The organism is Streptomyces sp. NPDC041200, assembly GCF_055591805.1.
Genome location: NZ_JBVIZF010000008.1, coordinates 216,777 through 235,128 on the forward strand (window position 1 = coordinate 216,777; position 18,352 = coordinate 235,128).

Sequence of the window (18,352 nt, forward strand, 5' to 3'; positions counted from 1 at the left end):
TTCAATCCCCCAAGGTGAGCGTGAGTTTGGTGACGGCGAACGCCTCGGCGTAGCGCGCGTGGCATTCGATGCCGCGGATCCGGGCGAGGCCGAGGAAGGCCTCGCGGTCGTACCAGGGCCGGTGCCGCTGCGAGGGGTAGTGCTCCTGCAGCAGCCGCACCTTCTGTTCGGCGATCTCCGGCGCCAGCGGCTGGTACGCCGCGAGGCGGCCGAGATCGCCGTCCCACTTGACGATCTCGTAGCCGAGGACCAGGTGGTCGCGGAACGCGGTGGGGATCAGCCGTGCCAGGCCGCGGTGATCCTGGTGCGCGTCGTCGGTACGCGGGGCCAGGATCAGATCCGGCTCGGTCCGTCCGCGCAGTTCCTCGACCGCGGCCTTGGCCTCGTCCCAGTGCACGGGCATCCGGCCGTCCGGCAGCTTGAGCACGGTCAGCCGCAGGTCGGCGCCCGGGCAGAAGGCGGTGAGCGCGGCCTGTTCCTCCGCCTCGCGCTCGCTGCCGCCGCCGGAGAGCACCAGCGCGTCGACCCGGATACCGGGCCGCGCGAGGCACATCGTCAGCAGCGTGCCACCGGCGCCGATGGCGATGTCGTCACAGTGGGCGCCCACCGCGACGATCCGGTTCAGGGGCCCGGCGCCGAGCCGGATCACGCGCTCACCCCGGCGTTGTCCCGTTCCCACACGGCCCACGGGCGGTCGCCCCGCGCGTACGCGTCGTCGAGCGCGGCCCGCTCCTTCACGGTGTCGGTCGGCTTCCAGAAGCCGCGGTGCTGGTGCGCCATGAGCCTTCCGCGCTTGGCCAGCTGGGTGCACCCATCGGCGACCAGGTCCCCGTTCTCCGGTATGTGGTCGAACACTTCCTGGCGGAGTACGAAGTAGCCGCCGTTCTCCCACAGCGGCAGGTCGCTCACGGCGGTGATGCCACCCACCAGACCGTCCTCGCCCAGGTCCACGCAGTGGAACGAGGACTGCGGCGGCACCACCATCATCGACGCACCGGCGTCGCGCCGGGCGAACCGGTCGATCATCTCGTCCAGCGGGGCGTCGGTGAGCACGTCGGCGTAGTTGGCGAGGAACATCTCGTCGCCGTCCAAGTGGTGCCGCACCCGGCGCAGCCGCTCCCCGATCGGTGACTCGATGCCGGTCTGCGCGAACGTGATGGTCCAGTCGGCTATGTCGGTGGACAGCAGCTCGGTCCGCCCGCCGCGCAGCACGAAGTCGTTGGACGTCGTCTCCTCGTAGGTGAGGAAGAAGTTCTTGATGTGGTGCGCCCCGTAGCCGAGGCACAGGATGAACTCCCGGTGCCCGAAGTGCGCGTAATAGCGCATGACGTGCCAGATCAGCGGCCGCGGGCCGACCATCGCCATCGGCTTGGGCACGTCGTCCGCGGCACCGCTGCGCATCCGCATCCCGTAGCCGCCGCAGAACAGAACGACCTTCATGCTGTGACCTTTCGAGACGCGACCTCGACAACGCTCAGTTCCGGGATGGGGAAGACCAGTCGGCCGCCCCAGCCGTGGACGAAGGACAACTGCTCGACCAGTTCGGCCCGCAGGTTCCACGGGAGGACGAGGACGTAGTCCGGTTTGTCGGCGGCTATCTGCTCGGGCGGCAGGATCGGAATGCGGGTGCCCGGGGTGAACCTGCCGTGCTTGTAGGGATTGCGGTCGACGGTGTACGGGAGCAGATCGGGCCGGATGCCGCAGTGGTTGAGCAGGGTGTTGCCCTTGCCCGGGGCGCCGTAGCCGACGACCGTCTCACCGCGCTCGGCCGCCTCGATGAGGAACCGCAGCAGATCCCGCCGCACCTTGGCCACCCGGGCGGAGAACTCGGTGTACCCGGACAGCTCTTGCAGCCCGGCGGCCTTCTCCCGGGCCAGCACGTCGGCCACCTGGCGGCTGGGCTCGCCGGCCGCTTCGGCGGGCCGGGCCCACAGCCGGATGGAGCCGCCGTGCGTGGGCAGCGTTTCGACGTCCACGAGGGCGAGTCCGCCGCTGGCGAGGGCCCGGATCGCGGACGCGACCGTGTAGTACTGGAAGTGCTCGTGGTAGACCGTGTCGTACTGGTTCTCCTCGATCAGGGTCAGCAGGTGCTGCACCTCGATGGAGACCCAGCCGTCGTCGGCGACCAGGGCGCGCAGCCCCTGGGTGAACCCGACCACGTCGGGGATGTGCGCGTACACGTTGTTGGCCACGACCAGGTCCGCCGGGCCGTGCTCGGCGCGGACCGCCGAGCCGGTCTCCGGGGACAGGAACTCCGTGAGCGTGGGCACCCCCGCGTCCCGCGCCGCGGCGCCGACGTTCACCGACGGCTCGATGCCGAGGCACCGGATCCCCCGGTCCACCACGTGCTTCAGCAGGTACCCGTCGTTGCTCGCCACCTCGACCACGAAGGCGTCGGGGCCGAGAGCGAGGCGCTGTACGGCGTCGGCCACAAACGTGCGCGCGTGCTCCACCCAGGAGGTCGAGTACGAGGAGAAGTACGCGTACTCCTTGAACGTCTCCTCCGGCGTGATCAGCGGCGGGATCTGCGCCAGCCAGCAGTCGGTGCAGACCCGCAGGTGCAGCGGGTACGCGGGCTCCGGCTGATCCAGTTGGTCCGCGGCGAGAAAGCTCTCGCACGGTGGCGTCGCACCGAGATCGACGACGCTCGCCAGCGTCGCCGAGCCGCAGAGCCGGCATCGTGTCATTTACTGCCCCCCATTGATTCCGACCGACCCGCGATCGCGGTGCGGTATTCGTCCTCCAGGCGCTCCAGACCGACGGCCGGGCTGAAGCACTGCTCGTAGCGGCGCCGGGCCGCCTGCCCCATCTCCTGGTTGCGGGCCGGGTCGGACGCGATCCGGCGCAGACAGGACGTGAGTGAGGCGGGGTCGCCCGGCCGGTGCAGCAGCCCGGTCGCCCCGTCCTCGACGAGTTCGACGAAGGCGCCGTGACCGGCGGCGACAGCCGGGACCCCCGCCGCCATCGCCTCCGCGACCACCAGACCGAACGTCTCCAGGGCCATCGAGGGAGCCACCACGGCGACCGACCGCGCGACGGCCTCCCGGCACTGAGCCGCGTCGTACAGGCCGACGTAGCGGACATCGTCCCGGCCCGCCGCCCAGGCGGTCACCTCTCGCTCCAGTGGCCCCGCGCCCGCGAGTACGAGCGGCACGCCCACACCGCCGTCCGCGGCGATCTCGTCCCACGCGGCCATGAGCAGCCGCACACCTTTGGCCTCCGCGAGGCGGCCGAGGAAGAGCACATGCTCGCCCGCGCCCGCTCGGCAGGCGCCCGGATCCGGCACGAAGTTGTGCTTCACCGCGAGCCGCCCGGCGGGCATGCCGGACCGCACCAGGACGTCGCGCTGCGCCGCGGAGATGCAGAAGAACCGCTCCACGCCGGACCACCACCGCCGCCGGTTGACCGTCAGGCTCACCGCGAGCGGCACCGTCGCCAGACGGGAGTCGCGGTAGCAGCCGTGCCGGACGGCGGGCAGCGACGCCGCCGACCCGACGCACTCGGTGCACGACCGGCCGTCCCGGTGCAGCGTGCCGGGCGGGCAGACCTGGGTGTAGTTGTGCAACGTGGCGACGACGGGAACGCCGACGTCGGCGCAGGCGGCGAGGACCGAGGGCGACAGCAGCGGGAAGACGTTGTGGACATGCACCACGTCCGGCCGCTCGGAGCGCAGCCGGGCGGCCAGCTCCGTGCGGACCGCCGGATTCCACGGCACGAGGAGCGGCACCGCCACCTTGCCGAGGAGGGACCGGTCGGCGATGTCGTCGCTGCGCCGCTCGAACAACTCGACCCGGTGGCCGGCCGCGCGCAGCAGCCCGACTTCCTGGTCGACAACCCTGTTCTCCCCGCTCGGCTGCGCCGAGGAGTAGCGGTTGTGCACTACGAGAACGCGCATGCTCAAGGTCACCTCCTGGCCCATCGCGGGACACGTCGTTGAGGAACCGCGGTCGTCGTACGGGGCGTCGCCGATGCGAGGGGCGCCGCCGGTGATAGGGGCGTCGCCGTGGCGGGTGCCGCGAGCAGCGAGGCGGCCAGGGCCAGATGCAGCAGATACGGCGAGGCGTCACCAAGACCGGCCTCGGTGTACGACGAGATCGCGACGTAGCTGATCAGGAAGATGGCGCAGGCCCTCGGTAGCGACGGTGGTCGCAGCAGCGCGACGCCGCCGAGGACGAGGATGATGGCCGCGACGAGGGTGACGCCCATCAGCCCCTGCTCGTTGTAGACGGCCAGCCAGCTGTTGTCGATCGGCAGCCCGCCGAACGACTTGTCGCCCAGGCCCACGCCGAACACCTGCTCCGCGGTCGTCCGGGGCGCTGCCAGCAGGGCGTCCCAGACCTTGGCCCGACCGGTGAGGTTGGAGAAGTTCTCCTTGCTCTGACCGCGCAGGAACCACGCCTGCAGCGCGGAGGCGAACACCACCGCGGCCACCGTGGCGACCAGCACCGCCCAGGCGAAGAACCGGCGGGCGGCGGCGCTGGTCAGGACGAGCGAACCGATCGCCAGCACCAGCCCGATGAGCAGACCGACCGTGGCCGTCCGGGTATGGGTCAGCGCGAGCAGGACGAGTGACGGCACGATGACCATGGCCGCGCTGCCCCCTGTGGTCCGGCGGCCCAGTACGAGCAGCACTGTGAGCCCGATGATCACTGCGGCGTACTGTCCGATCTGCGGCGGGGTGAGCGGCCACAACGCGCCGACCAACCGCCCGCCGTAGTACTCCGGCATGGCCGTGCCCGGTGAGATGACCAGCCCGGCAGCCGCCGTCCCGAGCGCCGCGAAGTACATCCGGATGTGGTACCGGACGAACGTCAGGCTGCCGTCCCACCAGCGGCTGAGCAGCCACAGCGTGCCGACGAAGAGAGCCAGCCGGGAGCAGCGGAACAGCGCGCCGAACCCGACCTCCAGGTTGGCGCTGGAGATCACGCTCGGTACCAGCAGCAGGGTGAGCAGGAGCACGAAGGCGCTCGGCCGGATGCGCAGCCGGAGATTGACCGCGAGTGCCAGCGCGAACGCGGCGCCCAGCGCGCCCATGGTGACCATCTGGATGAGGGAGCGGGGCAGCGGGACGATGGTCTTCGCCCCGGCTGAGCCGAGCGTGTTGAGGGCCAGCAGCCCCCAGACGATCCCGACGGTCTTCGGAGTCCCGGCCATCTCAACCACCGGCCCGTGCGGCGAAGCTGCTGCCCGCGTCCTGCCGGTACGGAGTGCTCTGCCACTGCCCGGAGTCGAGCTGCTGGTCCGTGTTCTCCGCGACGAAGCTCCACGGTCCGCGGTAGACGTTGTCGTGCCAGCGGTTGTGCTGCTTGAGGGTGATCGCCTCGGCCACCCGCTTGCCCTTGTAGGGCGACCACTTCGGATAGGTGCCGTAGTTGGAGAGGACCGCCGTCCGGCCGCACTCCTCCTCGCACTTGACGACGGACGGGTCCAGCAGGAAACGGTTGTCGTGCGTGTCCACCCGCTGGGTCTTCCACCGGCAGTCGTCGTAGAGCGGTGCGGCGGCGATCGCCGTCTTCGCACAGCGCTTGGCGTCCTTCACCAGCAACGTGCAGTAACCGGTCGAGGTGTTGGCCGGACTGTTGCAGAACCGGTCGGCGTTCTCCCACAGGGTGATCCCGTTCCAGTTGTTCTCCAGCACGTTCCGGTAGATCTCGATCTTGTCCGTGCGGGCCCGGACCCGTGGTTCGCCGCCGGACTCGGACACGTAGATGGTCGCGTACGGGAAGGTGTCGCCGCGGTCGGCGTACTTGCGGCCCTCGACCCAGTTGTTCCGCCGGATCGTGTTGTCCCGGATGACCGCGTTGTAGCTGGTCTCGTACATGAGCGCGGCACCGTCGTTGGCCTCGAGCAGGTTGCCCTCGATGCGGAAGTCGTTGTTGTTGTTGTCCGCCCACAACCCGGCCCCGCGGTTGTCGTGCACCCAATTCCCGCGTATCTCGGCGCCGTTGACGGCCCAGAACTTGATGCCTCCGGTGCAGCCGCAGCCCGGCTTCCGACGCTCCCAGTCGTCGGTGTTGTTGCCCACGATCTCGTTGCCCTCGACCACCAGGCCGCGGATGGAGTCGCCGGTCTTGTACGCGTTCATTCCGTACTGTCCGTTGCCGCGCAGGCAGCTGGCGCGGACGTGCTGCCGGGCACCGGCCATCAGCCCGGCGCCGGAGTTGTACTGGATCGTGGCGTGCTCGATGACCCATCCGTCGGCCATGTCGTGGTTGACCACGCCCTCGTCGGGCGGTGCGACGAAATGCCGCACGGTCAGGTACCGGATGGTGACGCCGGGGGCGGTGCCGCTGAACGCGTAGTTGTTGGTCTTCCCGCCGTCGAGCACCGCGCCGGGCGCGCCGAGGTAGCGGTTCCCCTTCTTGGCGAAGACCTGGGCGTAGCGCTCCGCCTTGAGCCGGTGCTCGCCCGGCCGAAGCCAGAACGTGGTGCCCGGGGGGCTGCTCTTGGTCTTCTCGGCCAGGTCACCGACCACCTTGGGGTCGACCGTCACCGCGCCCGCCGGCGCCTTCGTCGGCCCGGCCGCGGGCTTGGCGCACACCCGGGCCACGGACGTGGCGGGCGCCCCGGACGTGGAGGGCGCGGCGGTCGGCTTCGCCCCGGCGTCCGGTGTGCTGGTGCAGCCGGTCCCCGCCATCACGACCAGCGCCAGCGGTGCCGCTGGCAACGCCCAGCGCCGCCACTTCATCCCCACGTGTCCTCCCCCCCTAACCGCGGAACCTGAGCACGGTGGTGAACCCCTGCGTGCCGTCGGCGAATCCGGTGCCGACCAGCGTGGTGGCGGGTTCCTTGCGCCCGAAGCCGGGGGAGTACCAGCCCAGCGGGGAGCCGGTCTCACCGCGGTGCGCCCGCCAGCTCAGCTGTCCGGGCAGGTCGAGCACCGCGGAGCGGTCCTCGCCGTCCCGGGTCCAGGCCAGCTCTGCCCGGTTGCCCGCCAGGTCCGCGGCGATCGCCGGGCCGAGGTGGAACGCCAGCTGCACGGCCCGGTGCGGGCCGCGCACCTCGTCGACCACCCGCACCTCCCGGCTCGCGGCCGTCAGTTCCACCCGGCGCCGGTGCACGGAGGGCTGGTAACCGTCGTGCTCGGCACACCAGCGGGACACCCCCTCGTCGGAGGTGTCCACGGCCAGGACACGGCTGCGGGCGTGCCGCGTCCACAGGAACGGGCCGCCGGAGACGGACTGGTCGCCGCCGTCCAGACGCAGGGTGTTGTGCCCGAGGGTCGACCGGAAGTACTGCCGCCACTCGGGCTGCCCGTGGTAGCAGTACGTCCCCGGGTCGGCGAGCACATCGACCCCGTCGTGCCGGACCTCCACGGACAGCGCGTCGGCGTGGGCGTGCGCGGCGATGGAAAGGAAGCCGTGCGGACCCCCGTCGCAGCGGCACCAGATGCCCTCCGGACCGCGCAGGATGGTGAGCCCCGCGTCGGCGAAATGGGCCGGTCGGCTTGCCGGACGGGTCACGGACAGTTCAGTGGGTTCGATGAGCGCGGCGAGCAGCGGGGTGCGCACATCGGTGCCCCTCACCTCCGGCCACCAGGCGAGCCGGCCGAACACGGCGCCCCCCGTGGCGAGGAGCGAGGCCCAGCGGTCGGTGTCCGCGCCGTCGACCACCAGTCCGTGTCCGTCGTCCGCGTCCCCCTGGCGCGGCGGCCGTAACCGGCTGTCCACGACGGCCGCGAGCGCGTCGGTCATCCGCAGCAGGACCAGCCTGACGGACGCGGGGACCGGCACGGCGGCGGCATCCGCCTCGGCCACCGCGGCCAGGCCGAGTTCGAGGACGAGCCCGTGGTACTCGGTGGCCAGCTCGCGGTTGAGGCCGGAGGGAAAGGTGTTGGCGCGCAGATGCCGCTCCAGCGACCTCAGCGCGTCGGCGCGCCAGCGCGCCGAGGAGGGGAACCACCCGAACGCGCAGGCCGCGGCGAACTGCCCGGCGGCCTCGGCGATGACGTGGTTGTTCGCCGACGACCCCCGGCTGGGGAAGGCGGCCAGCCAGCGCTGGTGGTGCCAGATCTGGTGCAGCGCCACCGGGTTGTCCTCGAACAGCCCGGCCGCCCCCTGCCAGCCGTCGAGCAGCCGCCGGATCCACACCCAGGAAAGCAGCCGGATGCCCAGCTCGATGCCGCTGATCCAGTGCACGCCGCGCAGCGGTGGGTTGGCCGCCCACCACGACCGCAGGTGCTCGGCGACCCGCTCGGCGTACCGCTCGTTCCCGGTGACCGCGTACGCGGCGGCGAGCACGGTGAGGTACTGGTGCCGGGACAGTTCCCAGATCTGCTTGATGTCCCCGACCGCGTCCTCGTTCCGGTACGGCACGTCGAAGGCATAGCCCCCCGGAGTCCGGCGCCCGGTCTTCGGGTCGCGCCACCAGTCCGGGTCGGCCAGGTCGTCGCGGACCACCCCGAAATACTCGGCGTGCCCGTACATCAGCCGGTCCGCCTCGGCGATGAGGCGTTTCGTGGCGTCCGGAGGCAGCGCGGCGATCGTCCCGGCGGGCAGGGCCGCGGTGAACCGGGCGCCGGTCACCCGCGGACAGTCGGGCCGCGCCGACCGCCACCGCCGCCTGCGCACCGCGTCACCCACCCGGCCGCCGACCTCCCGCGGCTCCATCCGGGAAAGGCGCCGCAGGTACCACCCCGCGCTCATGGTCATCGCGTCCTCGCCAGCGTCACGGGCGCGCCGCCGGTCAGTCCGGTCCGGACAGCGAGGGTGGCCGACGTGGTGGCGACCAACGACTCCAGCGGCACCGGCATCGGCCCGCCGGACCGCACGGCCTTGACGAACGCGGCCAGTTCGGCGGACTGGCCCTTGTCCCGGGCCTTGGGCAGCCGCGAACTGACCCACCGCTTGGGGCCGTAGACCGAGGCACGGACGAAGTCGTCGAGCCGCAGCACCTTGCCGTCCGCGACGAGGTCCAGCGTCTCCTTGGGGAAGCCGGGCGCGCCGGTGGTGACGTAACTGATGGTGGCGGTTGACCCGTCCGGGTAGTGCAGCACGACCTGCAGGTCCTCGGCACCGGACGTGGCGACCGCGTACACCGAGACCGGGTCGGCCTCCAGCAGCCAGCTCGCCGTGTCGATGAAGTGTCCGCCCTCCCCGGCGAAGCGCGAGCCCTCGGTGCCCTGCTGGAGGTACCAGCTGCCGTGCTGCAGCCGGCCCGCGTTGATCAGATAGCGGAGGCTCGCCGGGCCGGTCCGGGTGCCGAACCGCTTCCTGGCCTCCTGCAACAGCGGCGCGAACCGACGGTTGAAGCCCACCTGCAGCCGGTCGTTGCCGGACTCCTCCACCGCCGCGAGCACACCGGTCAGCTCGTCCTCGGTGAGGGCCAGGGGCTTTTCCACGAACACCGCCTTGCCCGCTCGCAGTGCTCGCTGGGTCAGCTCGGCGTGCGAGCTGTGCCGGGTGACCACGAACACCGCGTCGATGGACTTGTCGCCGAGCACGGCGTCGAGGTCGGTGGTGGCCTCGGCGAAGCCGAACTTCCGCTGCGCGTTGGCCGCGGACAGCGCCGTCGTGGTGACGACGGTCGACAACACGACACCGTCGCGGTGTGACAGGTGCGGCAGCAGCATCGACGTCGCGTAGTTCCCCGCGCCGACGAACGCGAGCCTCACCGGCGAGTTGGCGGACCGGACCGGGGCGGGCGCCCCGCCGCCGCGCCGCACCGCGGGCACGGCCACCGCCGGGGCCTCCGCTTCTCCGCCTCCCGCGTGTCCGGGGTACCGGAACAGCACGGCCACGGCCTTCAGGTCGCCGTCCTTCAGGCGCTGGTACGTCTCGACGGCGTCGTCGAAGTCGGCGATGTGGGAGACCAGGGGCTCCACGTCGACGCTGCCGCGGGCGAGGAGATCGAGGAAGCACGCCAGGTTGCGGCGCTCGGTCCACCGCACGTAGCCGATCGGGTAGTCCCGCCCTTCGAGTTCGTACTCCGGGTCGTAGCGCCCGGGGCCGTAGCTGCGGGAGAACCGGACGTCCAGCTCCTTCTCGTAGTACGCGTTCCACGGCAGGTCCAGGCGGCACTTGCCGATGTCGACGACCCGTCCGCGGTCCCGGCAGAGCCGGGCGGCCAGCTCGACGGGCTGATTGCTGCCGCCCCCGGCGGCCAGGTACACCTGATCCACGCCGTGACCGCCGGTGAGTTCGGCGACGGCGGCTTCCACGGCGGCGGACGCGGGATCGCCGCAGGCCGCGGCGCCCAGACGCCCGGCCAGCTCGCAGCGCACCGGGTCGGGGTCGGCGCCGACGACGCGGACTCCCGAGGCGACGAGGAGCTGCACGACCAGCTGCCCGATCAGGCCGAGGCCGATGACCAGGGCCACTTCACCGAGCTGTGGCTCGCCTTGGCGGACGCCCTGCAACGCGATCGACCCGACGGTGCCGAAGGCCGCGTGCTGCGGCGCGAGGCCGTCCGGTACCGGGGTGTAGAGGTTCTTCGGCACCCAGTTCAGCTCGGCGTGCAACGCGTGCTCGTTGCCGGCGCAGGCCACGAGGTCCCCGGCCTTCACATCGTCGATCCCGGCGCCGACCTGCTCGACCACCCCGCACAGCGAGTAGCCCAGTGGCGTGTAGGAGTCCAGCTTGCCCATCACCTTGCGGTAGGTGGCGGGCACCCCGTTGGTGGCCACGCTCTGCATGACCTTGGCGACCTGGTCGGGACGGGAGCGGGCCTTGCCCAGCATCGACATGCCGGCCTCGGACACCTTCATCAGCTCGGTGCCGGTGGATATCAGCGAGTAGGCGGTGCGGACCAGCACACCGCCCGGCTTGCATCCCGGCACCGGTACGTCGAGCACCGCCAGCTCGCCGCTCTTGTAGTTCTGCACAACCTGTTTCACCCAAGTCCCCTTGTTTCTAGGTCGTCTTCTACGCAGCCGAGCGAGCGCTTTGGCCGGACCCGGAGGTCGCGTCGCGGTACCAGTACTCGAGGGTCAGCACGTGCCACAGATGCTTGGAGAAGTCCCGCTGCCCGGCGGCGTCCTCGGCGACCATGCGCGCCAGCGCGTCACGGCGCAGCAGCCCGGAGCTGACGAGCACACCGTCGTGCACCACCTCGCGCACCAGCGGTGCCAGATCCCGGCTCATCCAGGCCCGCAGCGGGGCGCTGAACAGGCCCTTGGGCCGGTAGACGATCTCCCGGGGCAGGATCGAGGTGGCCGCCTCCTTGAGCACGGCCTTGCCCTGCCGTCCGACGATCTTGCGTTCACCGGGCACGGTGAACGCCGCTTTGACCACGTCGACGTCCACGTACGGCACCCGCACCTCGGTCGACGCGGCCATGCTGGAGCGGTCCGTGTACGTGAGGTTCAGGCCCGGCAGGAACATCCGGGCGTCGCCCAGGCACATGCGGTTGACGAAGTCGTCGAGGTCGTTGTCCTGGTAGATGTCCGCGTGCTCGGTCAGCACGTCGTCGACCGTCCCGGCCAGGTCCGGATCGACCAGGGCGAGCAGCTCGTCCTGGTCGTACATGGTGTAGCTGCGCCGGAACGCGGTCTCCTCCGGCAGCTCGGCGAAGGAGAGGAACCGCTTCGCGAAGCGCACCGACCGGTACCCCCGGCGGGCCGTCGCGACCGGCAGCCGGTTCACGGCGCTGGACACTCCGCGCCGCAGCGGCCGCGGGACGCGCTGGTAGCGCAGCGCGAGCAGGTTGGCCAGGTGCTTGCGGTAGCCGGCGAACAGCTCGTCGGCACCCATTCCCGAGAGCATCACCTTGACCCCGGCCTCCCGGGCGGCCGAGCAGATCAGGTACGTGTTGATCGCTGCGGGGTCGCCGATCGGCTCGTCCAGGTGGTAGGTCATCCGTGGCAGCAGGTCGAGCACATTCGGAGCGATCTCGATCTCGTGCAGGTCGACGCCGAACCGCTCGGCCACCTGCCGGGCGTAGCGCAGGTCGTCCGGCATCGCCTCGAACTTGGCGTCCTCGGGGCGGAATCCGATCGTGTAAGCGGAGATCCCGGGTTGGTGGCGGGCCGCGAGCGCGGTCAGGTAGCTGGAGTCGAGGCCGCCGGAGAGGAAGGTCGCCACGGGGACGTCGGAGAGCAGATGGCGCCGGGTCGACTCCTCGACGATGGCGGCCAGGTCCGGCCGTTCGCCGCTCCGGGCCCGCTCCCGGCCCTCGGCGGCGACGTCCTTCAGATTCCAGTACCGGCCGCGCTCCACCCGGCCGTCGGGGCGGCACCTGAGCCAGCTCCCCGGCGGCAGCTTCTCCGCTTCGCGGAACGCGCAGCGCGAGTCCGGCACCCAGTAGTACAGCAGCGAGGCCACCAGCGCCGCGTGGTCCACCTCCAGCGACCCACCGGTGGCGGCGGCGAGCGCCTTCAGCTCGGAGGCGAACACCAGGCCCGCGCCGCGCCGGAGCAGGAACAGCGGTTTGATGCCCAACTGGTCGCGGGCGAGCACCAGGTCACCGGTCCGCTCGTCGAAGATCCCGAACGCGAACATGCCGCGCAGCCGGGGCAGGCAGTCCGTGTCCCAGCGCCGCCAGGCCTCGAGCACCACCTCGGTGTCGGAGGTGCCGCGGAAGCGCACCCCGGCGGCTGCCAGCTCGGCACGCAGCTCGGGCGCGTTGTACAGCTCGCCGTTGTACGTCAGGGCGAGGCCGTCCGAGACCATCGGCTGGGCGCCGGTCTCGGACAGGTCGATGATGGCCAGTCGGCGGTGCCCGAGGTGCACTTCGCCGTCACCGGCGGGGTGGCTGTACCGTCCCGCCCCGTCCGGTCCGCGGTGGGCGAGGGTATCGGTGAGCCGGTCGGTCACGACCCTCCCGTCCGGCCATCGGTACGTGCCTGCGATGCCACACATGTCGTTACCGCGCCTCCTGGTCGATGTCCGGGACTCGTGCCCAGGACCGCTCCGTTCGCGACCGGCCGCTCACGTTCTCCCGGGCCAGCCGCTCGTTGTGGCCGCGCAGCGCGATGTGCAGCCCGTCCCACAGAGTGCCGTCGGTCCGGTCCCGCGGGTCGGGGTCGATCACCACCACACCGATCACCGGAATGAGCAGGTCCGCGAGCTGCCGCGCCACGGTGTGCAGCCAGGCGGCGCTGCCGTGACCGGCCCGCACGACGAGCACGGTCTGCGTGCCGAGGTACTGGAGGTCGGTCCACGCCGTGCCGGGCGCGACCGAGCCGACGCCGAGCCGGCGCTCCTGATGCGGCACGGCCGCGGCACGCTCTGCGCTGACCACGGTGGGGTCTCCCGGCTTCGGGCTGCGCTTTGCGAGCTGCGGGCCGGGCAGGCCGTCGATGATGACCACCGGCCCCTCCGCCGCCAGTGCCCTGGCGACGTCGAGGGCGATCACGCTCGTGCTGTGCGCACAGCCCAGTTCCAGCAGCGACAGCGGTTCCGCGGAGCCGCGCACGGTGCGGGTCAGGCTCGTGGTGAGCCGCTCGCGTGTCACCCGGGTTCGTCGGCGCTGCCACAGCTTGCCCGACCGGTGGGGCAGCTCCGCGATGACCGAGGCGCCCAGGTTCGCCGCGATGTCACGGCGCAGCACGGGGCGGTCCGCCACCACCGTGCGGACCGCGGCCAGGGCGAGCCCGAGGACGAGCCCGAGGACGAGTCCGATCGCCGCGTTGGTGGCGGCGGCCTTGGGCAGGGAGTGCCGCACCGCGCGCGGGGCGTCCACGATCTGCGTGCCAGCGATGACCTTGGGCGTGCCGGTGCGCGCCTCCGCGGCACGCTGGTTGAAATCGGCGATCCGCGAGTTCAGCTCGGCCCGGCGGGCGAAGAGCGTCTCGATGCTCGCCGACTCCTTCGGGTCGCTCTCCGTCTCCGGCGACCGGTCTCCGATCGCCTTGTTGACGTCGGCGAGTTCGTCCCCCATGCGGTCACGCTGGTCGAGCAGGGCCTTGGCCTCGGCGGCCGCGGTTTCCCGCATCCGCCGCACATGGTCCGCGACGAACGCGTCGGCCAGCGCCTTGGCGCGGGCCACCGCGTCCTCGTCGCTGGCACCCGTCACATCGATCTGCAACAGGTTGTTGGTCAAGCCGGTGCCCCGGTAGTCCCGCAGGAAGGCCTCCGGGTCTTCCGAGGACTTGAGGGACCGCAGGGCCTTCTCGGCGATCCGTGTGGTCCCCAGCACCGCGGCGTCGGTGCGGATCAGCGTCCCCATGTCGTTCGGCTGGTCCTCCGCATGCGCGACCAGCACTTTGGTCACCGCGCTCGGCGGCGGGGGCAGCAGGACCGCCATCGCCACACCGGCCAGAAGTCCCAGGAGCGCCAGGGAGCACCAGAGGCGACGGCGTCTGCGCACCGCCACCACCAGCGCCTGCAGGTCGAAGAGCGGAGTGGCCGCCGACGACTCCGACGTCGTGCTCGTCGTCACACTGAACCTCCCGTCACGCCACTGCGAACCGCGAGCGCGGCGGTGGCGTGGTCCGCAGGATGGTCGGCAGACCGGTCCGGGCGGGCCCGGACCGGGCTGGCGACGACGACGCCGACGACCTCGTGCCTGCCGTCCGCACACGCCTCGGTGATGCCGGTGACCTCCTCCGCGGTCCAGTTGCCCGCGCTGAGGACGACCAGGGCACCGGACTCCGGGCCGCGGTCCGGCACCGTCGGCCGGTCCACCGAAACCTCCACCACCCGCAGCATGGTGTATCCCCTGCTCGAAGAGCTTGGGGAAAGGTCGTTCTCGGCCTCGGTGACGAGCTGTCCGGCGGCCCGGCGGGCGATCTCGTCGCCGTCCGGTACGACCACCAGCAGTCGCCGGGGGGCCGGCAGCTGTTCCCGGAGGCGGGTGCACACCCGCCGGTAGCGGATCCGTCTGCTGGCCTCGTCGCCGGACCTCTGCGGGGCCGGTATGTCCCACCGGGTGTCGATGCCGAGGAGCCGCCGGATCCTGCCCCGCGGGCCAGGGGCTTCCGGCCGGTGCGCGCGCCCTTCATCAGGTACGTCGACCGTGCCGAGGAGCGCCGAGCCCAGCGCCGCGGCGATCTCCGGTTCGGTGCGCAGCCGGCGATTCATCCTTGCGGCGGTGAGATGGCCGATGACCGCGACCAGGAAGAACAGCAGCGCCCCGCCGACGATGAGCTGCGTCCTCGTCGGCGGCGCCTCGCTGGTCGGCCGGGCCGCCGGTCCCATGACGACCATGCTGGCCTTGTTGTTCGCGGGGTCGGCCTGGTCCAGCTTCGTCATGGCCTCTTCCAGCGAGGTGCGCAGCTTCTCGAGCGCGGTGCGGGCCTGCACGCTCTCCACGGTCCGCGCCGGATCGGCCGCGTTGGCCAGGTCGGTGATGCGGCGGTTGGTCTCATCGACCTTCTTCCGCAGCGCCTCGGGAGCCGTGGCGGCTTCGGAGTCGGTGCCGCCGCCCGTGACCCGTGCGGCGAACGTGACGAATTGCTGGGCCACTTGGTCGGCGAGCCGCTGCGCGCGCTGTGGGGTGTCGGCCGTTCCCGAGATCTTGATGATGTTCCCGTCGGCCGCCTTGGCGCTCACCCGACCCCGCAGGTCGCTGCCGCTGACGCCGCTCCAGCCCAGCTCGGCGGCCGCGCGGTCGGCCACCGGCGAACTGGTCGTGATGGCCACCTGGGTCAGCAGCTCGCGCTCTTCCCACTGCCCGGGCAGCAGGACCGAAGCCGACGCCGTGTACCTGGGCGGAAGCAGCACCACCGAGGCGCCGTAGCCGACGAGCGCGCCCACCACGGTGAGGACGGCGAGCAGCCGCCAGCGGCGGCGGAGAATCCGCCCGATGGTGGCCAGGCGGATCGTGTCATCGTTCAACGCCGCGGCCTCTTCCCTGTACGGACCGTCTTGCCCGCCGCCACCGGAGCGCGGTCACCGCAGGCGGCGGCGTAGGCGGCGAGCAGCGACGCTTGCGAGTTCCGCCAGGAAAGCTGCCCGCTGATCCGCTCCTGGCCGATCCGGCCCATCTCGGCCCGCTTCTCCGGATGGTCGAGGAGCAGCGCGATGAGCCCCGCGAACGCGGCCTCGTCGTTGGCGGGCGCGTAGACGGCGGCGTCACCGGCGGAGACGCGCGCCTCCCGGAGGTCGAACGAGACGATCGGGCGGCCCATCGCCATGTACTCCAGGACCTTGTTCATGGTCGACACGTCGTTGAGCGGATTGCGCGGGTCGGGGGAGAGGCACACGTCCGCGGTGGACAGGTGGCGCACCAGGTCGGCGTCCGGGATGCGTCCGGTGAACCGCACCTGTTCGGAGAGCCCGAGCTGCCGGGACAGCTCCACCATCGCGTCGAAGGCGTCGCCGCCGCCGACGAACACCGCGTGCCAGTCGGTCCGTCCGATCTCGTCGCGCAGCTTCGCGAGGGCCCGCAAGGCGTAGTCGACGCCGTCCTGAGGACCCATGACGCCGAGATAACACAGCAGATGAGGCTTGCCGCGCTTCAACTCCGGATCGGGCGGCACCGGTTGGAACCGGTCGGTCTGGGGCGCGCTGCGCACCACGAAAACGTCCTCCGGCCGCCGGCCGCCGCGCCGCAGCGCGACATCCCGGTAGCTCTCGTTCGTGGCGAGCACGATGTCCGCCGCCCGGTAGGTCCGCCGCTCCAGCGCGCACACGGCGCGGTAGAGCAGGTCTTCGCCGCGGTCGAACCGGGAGAGGTACAGCTCGGGCACCAGGTCGTGCTGGTCGAAGACGAACCGCGCGCCGCGCCGCTTCAGCCACAGGGCCGGCAGGAACAGCAGGTCGGGCGGGTTGCAGGCGTGGACCACGTCGACCGGGCCGACCTTGCGGGCCAGCCGGACCGTGTGCCACAGCGCCGATCCGTACTCCCGCAGGTACCCGGCCGGTCCTCCGGTGGCCGCGCGCAACGGGTAGCGGTGGATCCGCACCCCGTCGATCTCCGCCTCGGGCTCGGTGTCCCGCTTTTCCCCCCGGGGACAGATGACGTGCACCTCCCAGCCCGCGTCGCGCAGCGTCGTGCACTCCTGCCACACCCGCCGGTCGAACGGAACCGAGAGGTTCTCCACCAGGATCAGCGCGCGCCGGCCCGACCCGTTGCCGCTGGCTGAGTCACCAGACGACGTGTCACCCAACGATGTGTCACCAAGCAAGGCCCACGTACCCCGGTTCGGCCCGGCGCGCCTCGGCGTCGGGAAGGCGGATGAGGTCGACAAGTACGGGGCCGTCGCCCTGGGGGAGTGCCGACAGCACGGCCGGGTCCCCGGTCCCGACCAGGCACACCTCGGCGTGTTCGAGCACCTCGCCGACGGAGTCCGCGAGCAGTTGCGCGAGGTGCGGCAGCCGGTTCTCGATGTACTCGCGGTTCGCGCCGATCAGCCGGGAGAGGTTCACGTTGGCGTCGTAGATCCGCAGGTCGTAACCCTTGCCGAAGAGCCTCTCCGCCAGCTCGACGAGCGGGCTCTCGCGGAGGTCGTCGGTGCCGGGTTTGAAGGACAGCCCGAACATGCCGATCCGGCGCTTGCCGGTGCGCTCGACCAGGTCCACCGCGCGTTGCAGATGCTCGGAGTTGGAGGGCAGCACGTGGGCGAGAATGGGCACCGACACGTCGGCCCGCTGCGCCGCGTAGACCAGGCTGCGCAGGTCCTTGGGCAGGCAGGAGCCACCGAAGGCGAAGCCGGGCCGCAAGTAGGCGGGACTGATGTTCAGTTTGCGGTCGGCCAGGAACACGTCCATCACCTGGTGCGAGTCCACCCCGAGCGCCTGGCACACCGCGCCCAGCTCGTTCGCGAAGCCGATCTTGAGGCCGTGGAACGCGTTGTCCGCGTATTTGATCGCCTCGGCCGTCGGGACCGGCACCCGGAACACCTCGCCGGGCAAGGCGTCGTACAGCGCCATCACCGCGTCGCCGCTCGCCGGGTCGAGTTCACCGATGACGGTCTTGGGCGGGTCGAAGAAGTCCCGCACGCTCGTGCCCTCGCGCAGGAACTCCGGGTTGACCGCGACCCCGAACCCCACCCCGGCCGTGCCGCCGACGTTCTTCTCCAGGATCGGCACCAGCAGGTTCAGGCAGGTGCCGGGGAGCATGGTGCTGCGGAAGACGACGGTGTGCCGGCCCCCCTGCTTGGCCCCCTCGGCCAGTGCGGCGCCGATCTGCTCGGTGACCCGCTCCAAAAACGTGGTGCACAGGCTGCCGTTGGGCTCCGACGGCGTGCCCACGCAGACCAGCGACACTTCGCTGTTCATGATCGCCTCGTGCACGTCGCCGGTGGCGCGCAGCGCCCCGGTCCGCACGACCTCGGCGATCAGTTCGCCGATCCGCTCCTCGACCACCGGGGCCTTGCCGTCGTTGACCAGGTCGACCTTCACCTGGTTCACGTCCACCCCGATGACCTCGTGCCCCATGCTGGCCAGGCACGCGGCCGATACGCAGCCCACGTAGCCGAGCCCGAAAACGCTGACTCTCATGCCCCGTCTCTCCCCCCAGGCAGGCCCTC

13 protein-coding genes are annotated in these 18,352 nt (G+C 71.4%); all 13 read right to left on the reverse strand.

The window, feature by feature from the left end; all coding sequences use genetic code 11:
- Nucleotide 1: 1 nt before the first annotated feature.
- Genes ACZ6CL_RS20755 through ACZ6CL_RS20815 form a run of 13 tightly spaced genes read right to left on the reverse strand, consistent with a single transcriptional unit; the run spans nt 2 to nt 18,323 of the window.
- Nucleotides 2–649: a PIG-L deacetylase family protein gene (locus ACZ6CL_RS20755; RefSeq protein ID WP_468937581.1), complete on the reverse strand. Its 648-nt coding sequence runs from the start codon at nt 647–649 to the stop codon at nt 2–4.
- A complete protein-coding gene (locus tag ACZ6CL_RS20760) occupies nt 646–1,440 on the reverse strand; it encodes a glycosyltransferase family protein (RefSeq protein WP_468937582.1) in 795 nt (264 codons plus the stop codon). Before ACZ6CL_RS20760 ends, ACZ6CL_RS20755 begins: the two co-directional genes overlap by 4 nt.
- On the reverse strand, nt 1,437–2,687 hold the full coding sequence (locus ACZ6CL_RS20765) for a class I SAM-dependent methyltransferase (protein ID WP_468937583.1): 1,251 nt from the start codon (nt 2,685–2,687) through the stop codon (nt 1,437–1,439). Before ACZ6CL_RS20765 ends, ACZ6CL_RS20760 begins: the two co-directional genes overlap by 4 nt.
- The gene (locus ACZ6CL_RS20770; RefSeq protein WP_468937584.1) at nt 2,684–3,895 is read right to left on the reverse strand and encodes a glycosyltransferase; all 1,212 of its coding nucleotides are present in this window, start codon (nt 3,893–3,895) and stop codon (nt 2,684–2,686) included. The genes ACZ6CL_RS20765 and ACZ6CL_RS20770 overlap by 4 nt, the downstream gene beginning before the upstream one ends.
- 8 nt (nt 3,896–3,903) lie before the next feature.
- The gene (locus ACZ6CL_RS20775) at nt 3,904–5,154 is read right to left on the reverse strand and encodes an O-antigen ligase domain-containing protein (RefSeq protein WP_468937585.1); all 1,251 of its coding nucleotides are present in this window, start codon (nt 5,152–5,154) and stop codon (nt 3,904–3,906) included.
- A 1-nt stretch (nt 5,155) separates the two neighbouring features.
- Nucleotides 5,156–6,694, reverse strand: coding sequence for a right-handed parallel beta-helix repeat-containing protein (locus ACZ6CL_RS20780; RefSeq protein WP_468937586.1), 1,539 nt, complete (start codon nt 6,692–6,694; stop codon nt 5,156–5,158).
- Nucleotides 6,695–6,707: 13 nt separating this feature from the next.
- A complete protein-coding gene (locus ACZ6CL_RS20785) occupies nt 6,708–8,651 on the reverse strand; it encodes an alginate lyase family protein (RefSeq protein WP_468937587.1) in 1,944 nt (647 codons plus the stop codon).
- Complete coding sequence (locus ACZ6CL_RS20790; protein WP_468937588.1) at nt 8,648–10,834, reverse strand: bi-domain-containing oxidoreductase; 2,187 nt, start codon at nt 10,832–10,834, stop codon at nt 8,648–8,650. Before ACZ6CL_RS20790 ends, ACZ6CL_RS20785 begins: the two co-directional genes overlap by 4 nt.
- A 28-nt stretch (nt 10,835–10,862) precedes the next feature.
- The gene (gene asnB, locus ACZ6CL_RS20795; RefSeq protein WP_468937589.1) at nt 10,863–12,797 is read right to left on the reverse strand and encodes an asparagine synthase (glutamine-hydrolyzing); all 1,935 of its coding nucleotides are present in this window, start codon (nt 12,795–12,797) and stop codon (nt 10,863–10,865) included.
- 4 nt (nt 12,798–12,801) lie between these two features.
- Nucleotides 12,802–14,319 carry a Wzz/FepE/Etk N-terminal domain-containing protein gene (locus ACZ6CL_RS20800; protein ID WP_468937590.1) on the reverse strand — a complete coding sequence of 506 codons (1,518 nt, stop codon included), beginning with the start codon at nt 14,317–14,319 and terminating at the stop codon, nt 12,802–12,804.
- Nucleotides 14,316–15,716, reverse strand: a complete 1,401-nt coding sequence (locus ACZ6CL_RS20805; protein WP_468937591.1) for a Wzz/FepE/Etk N-terminal domain-containing protein — start codon at nt 15,714–15,716, stop codon at nt 14,316–14,318. The genes ACZ6CL_RS20800 and ACZ6CL_RS20805 overlap by 4 nt, the downstream gene beginning before the upstream one ends.
- Entirely contained in the window at nt 15,713–17,008 is a 1,296-nt protein-coding gene (locus ACZ6CL_RS20810) for a glycosyltransferase family 4 protein (protein ID WP_468937592.1), read from the reverse strand. The genes ACZ6CL_RS20805 and ACZ6CL_RS20810 overlap by 4 nt, the downstream gene beginning before the upstream one ends.
- The gene (locus tag ACZ6CL_RS20815) at nt 16,998–18,323 is read right to left on the reverse strand and encodes a nucleotide sugar dehydrogenase (RefSeq protein WP_468937593.1); all 1,326 of its coding nucleotides are present in this window, start codon (nt 18,321–18,323) and stop codon (nt 16,998–17,000) included. Before ACZ6CL_RS20815 ends, ACZ6CL_RS20810 begins: the two co-directional genes overlap by 11 nt.
- Nucleotides 18,324–18,352 lie beyond the last annotated feature (29 nt).

Coding starts and splice junctions, on each gene's coding strand:
- ACZ6CL_RS20760 (WP_468937582.1), bottom strand. CDS start 1,440: ATGAAGGTCGTTCTGTTCTGCGGCGGCTACGGGATGCGGATGCGCAGC.
- ACZ6CL_RS20765 (WP_468937583.1), bottom strand. CDS start 2,687: ATGACACGATGCCGGCTCTGCGGCTCGGCGACGCTGGCGAGCGTCGTC.
- ACZ6CL_RS20770 (WP_468937584.1), bottom strand. CDS start 3,895: ATGCGCGTTCTCGTAGTGCACAACCGCTACTCCTCGGCGCAGCCGAGC.
- ACZ6CL_RS20775 (WP_468937585.1), bottom strand. CDS start 5,154: ATGGCCGGGACTCCGAAGACCGTCGGGATCGTCTGGGGGCTGCTGGCC.
- ACZ6CL_RS20785 (WP_468937587.1), bottom strand. CDS start 8,651: ATGACCATGAGCGCGGGGTGGTACCTGCGGCGCCTTTCCCGGATGGAG.
- asnB (WP_468937589.1), bottom strand. CDS start 12,797: ATGTGTGGCATCGCAGGCACGTACCGATGGCCGGACGGGAGGGTCGTG.
- ACZ6CL_RS20815 (WP_468937593.1), bottom strand. CDS start 18,323: ATGAGAGTCAGCGTTTTCGGGCTCGGCTACGTGGGCTGCGTATCGGCC.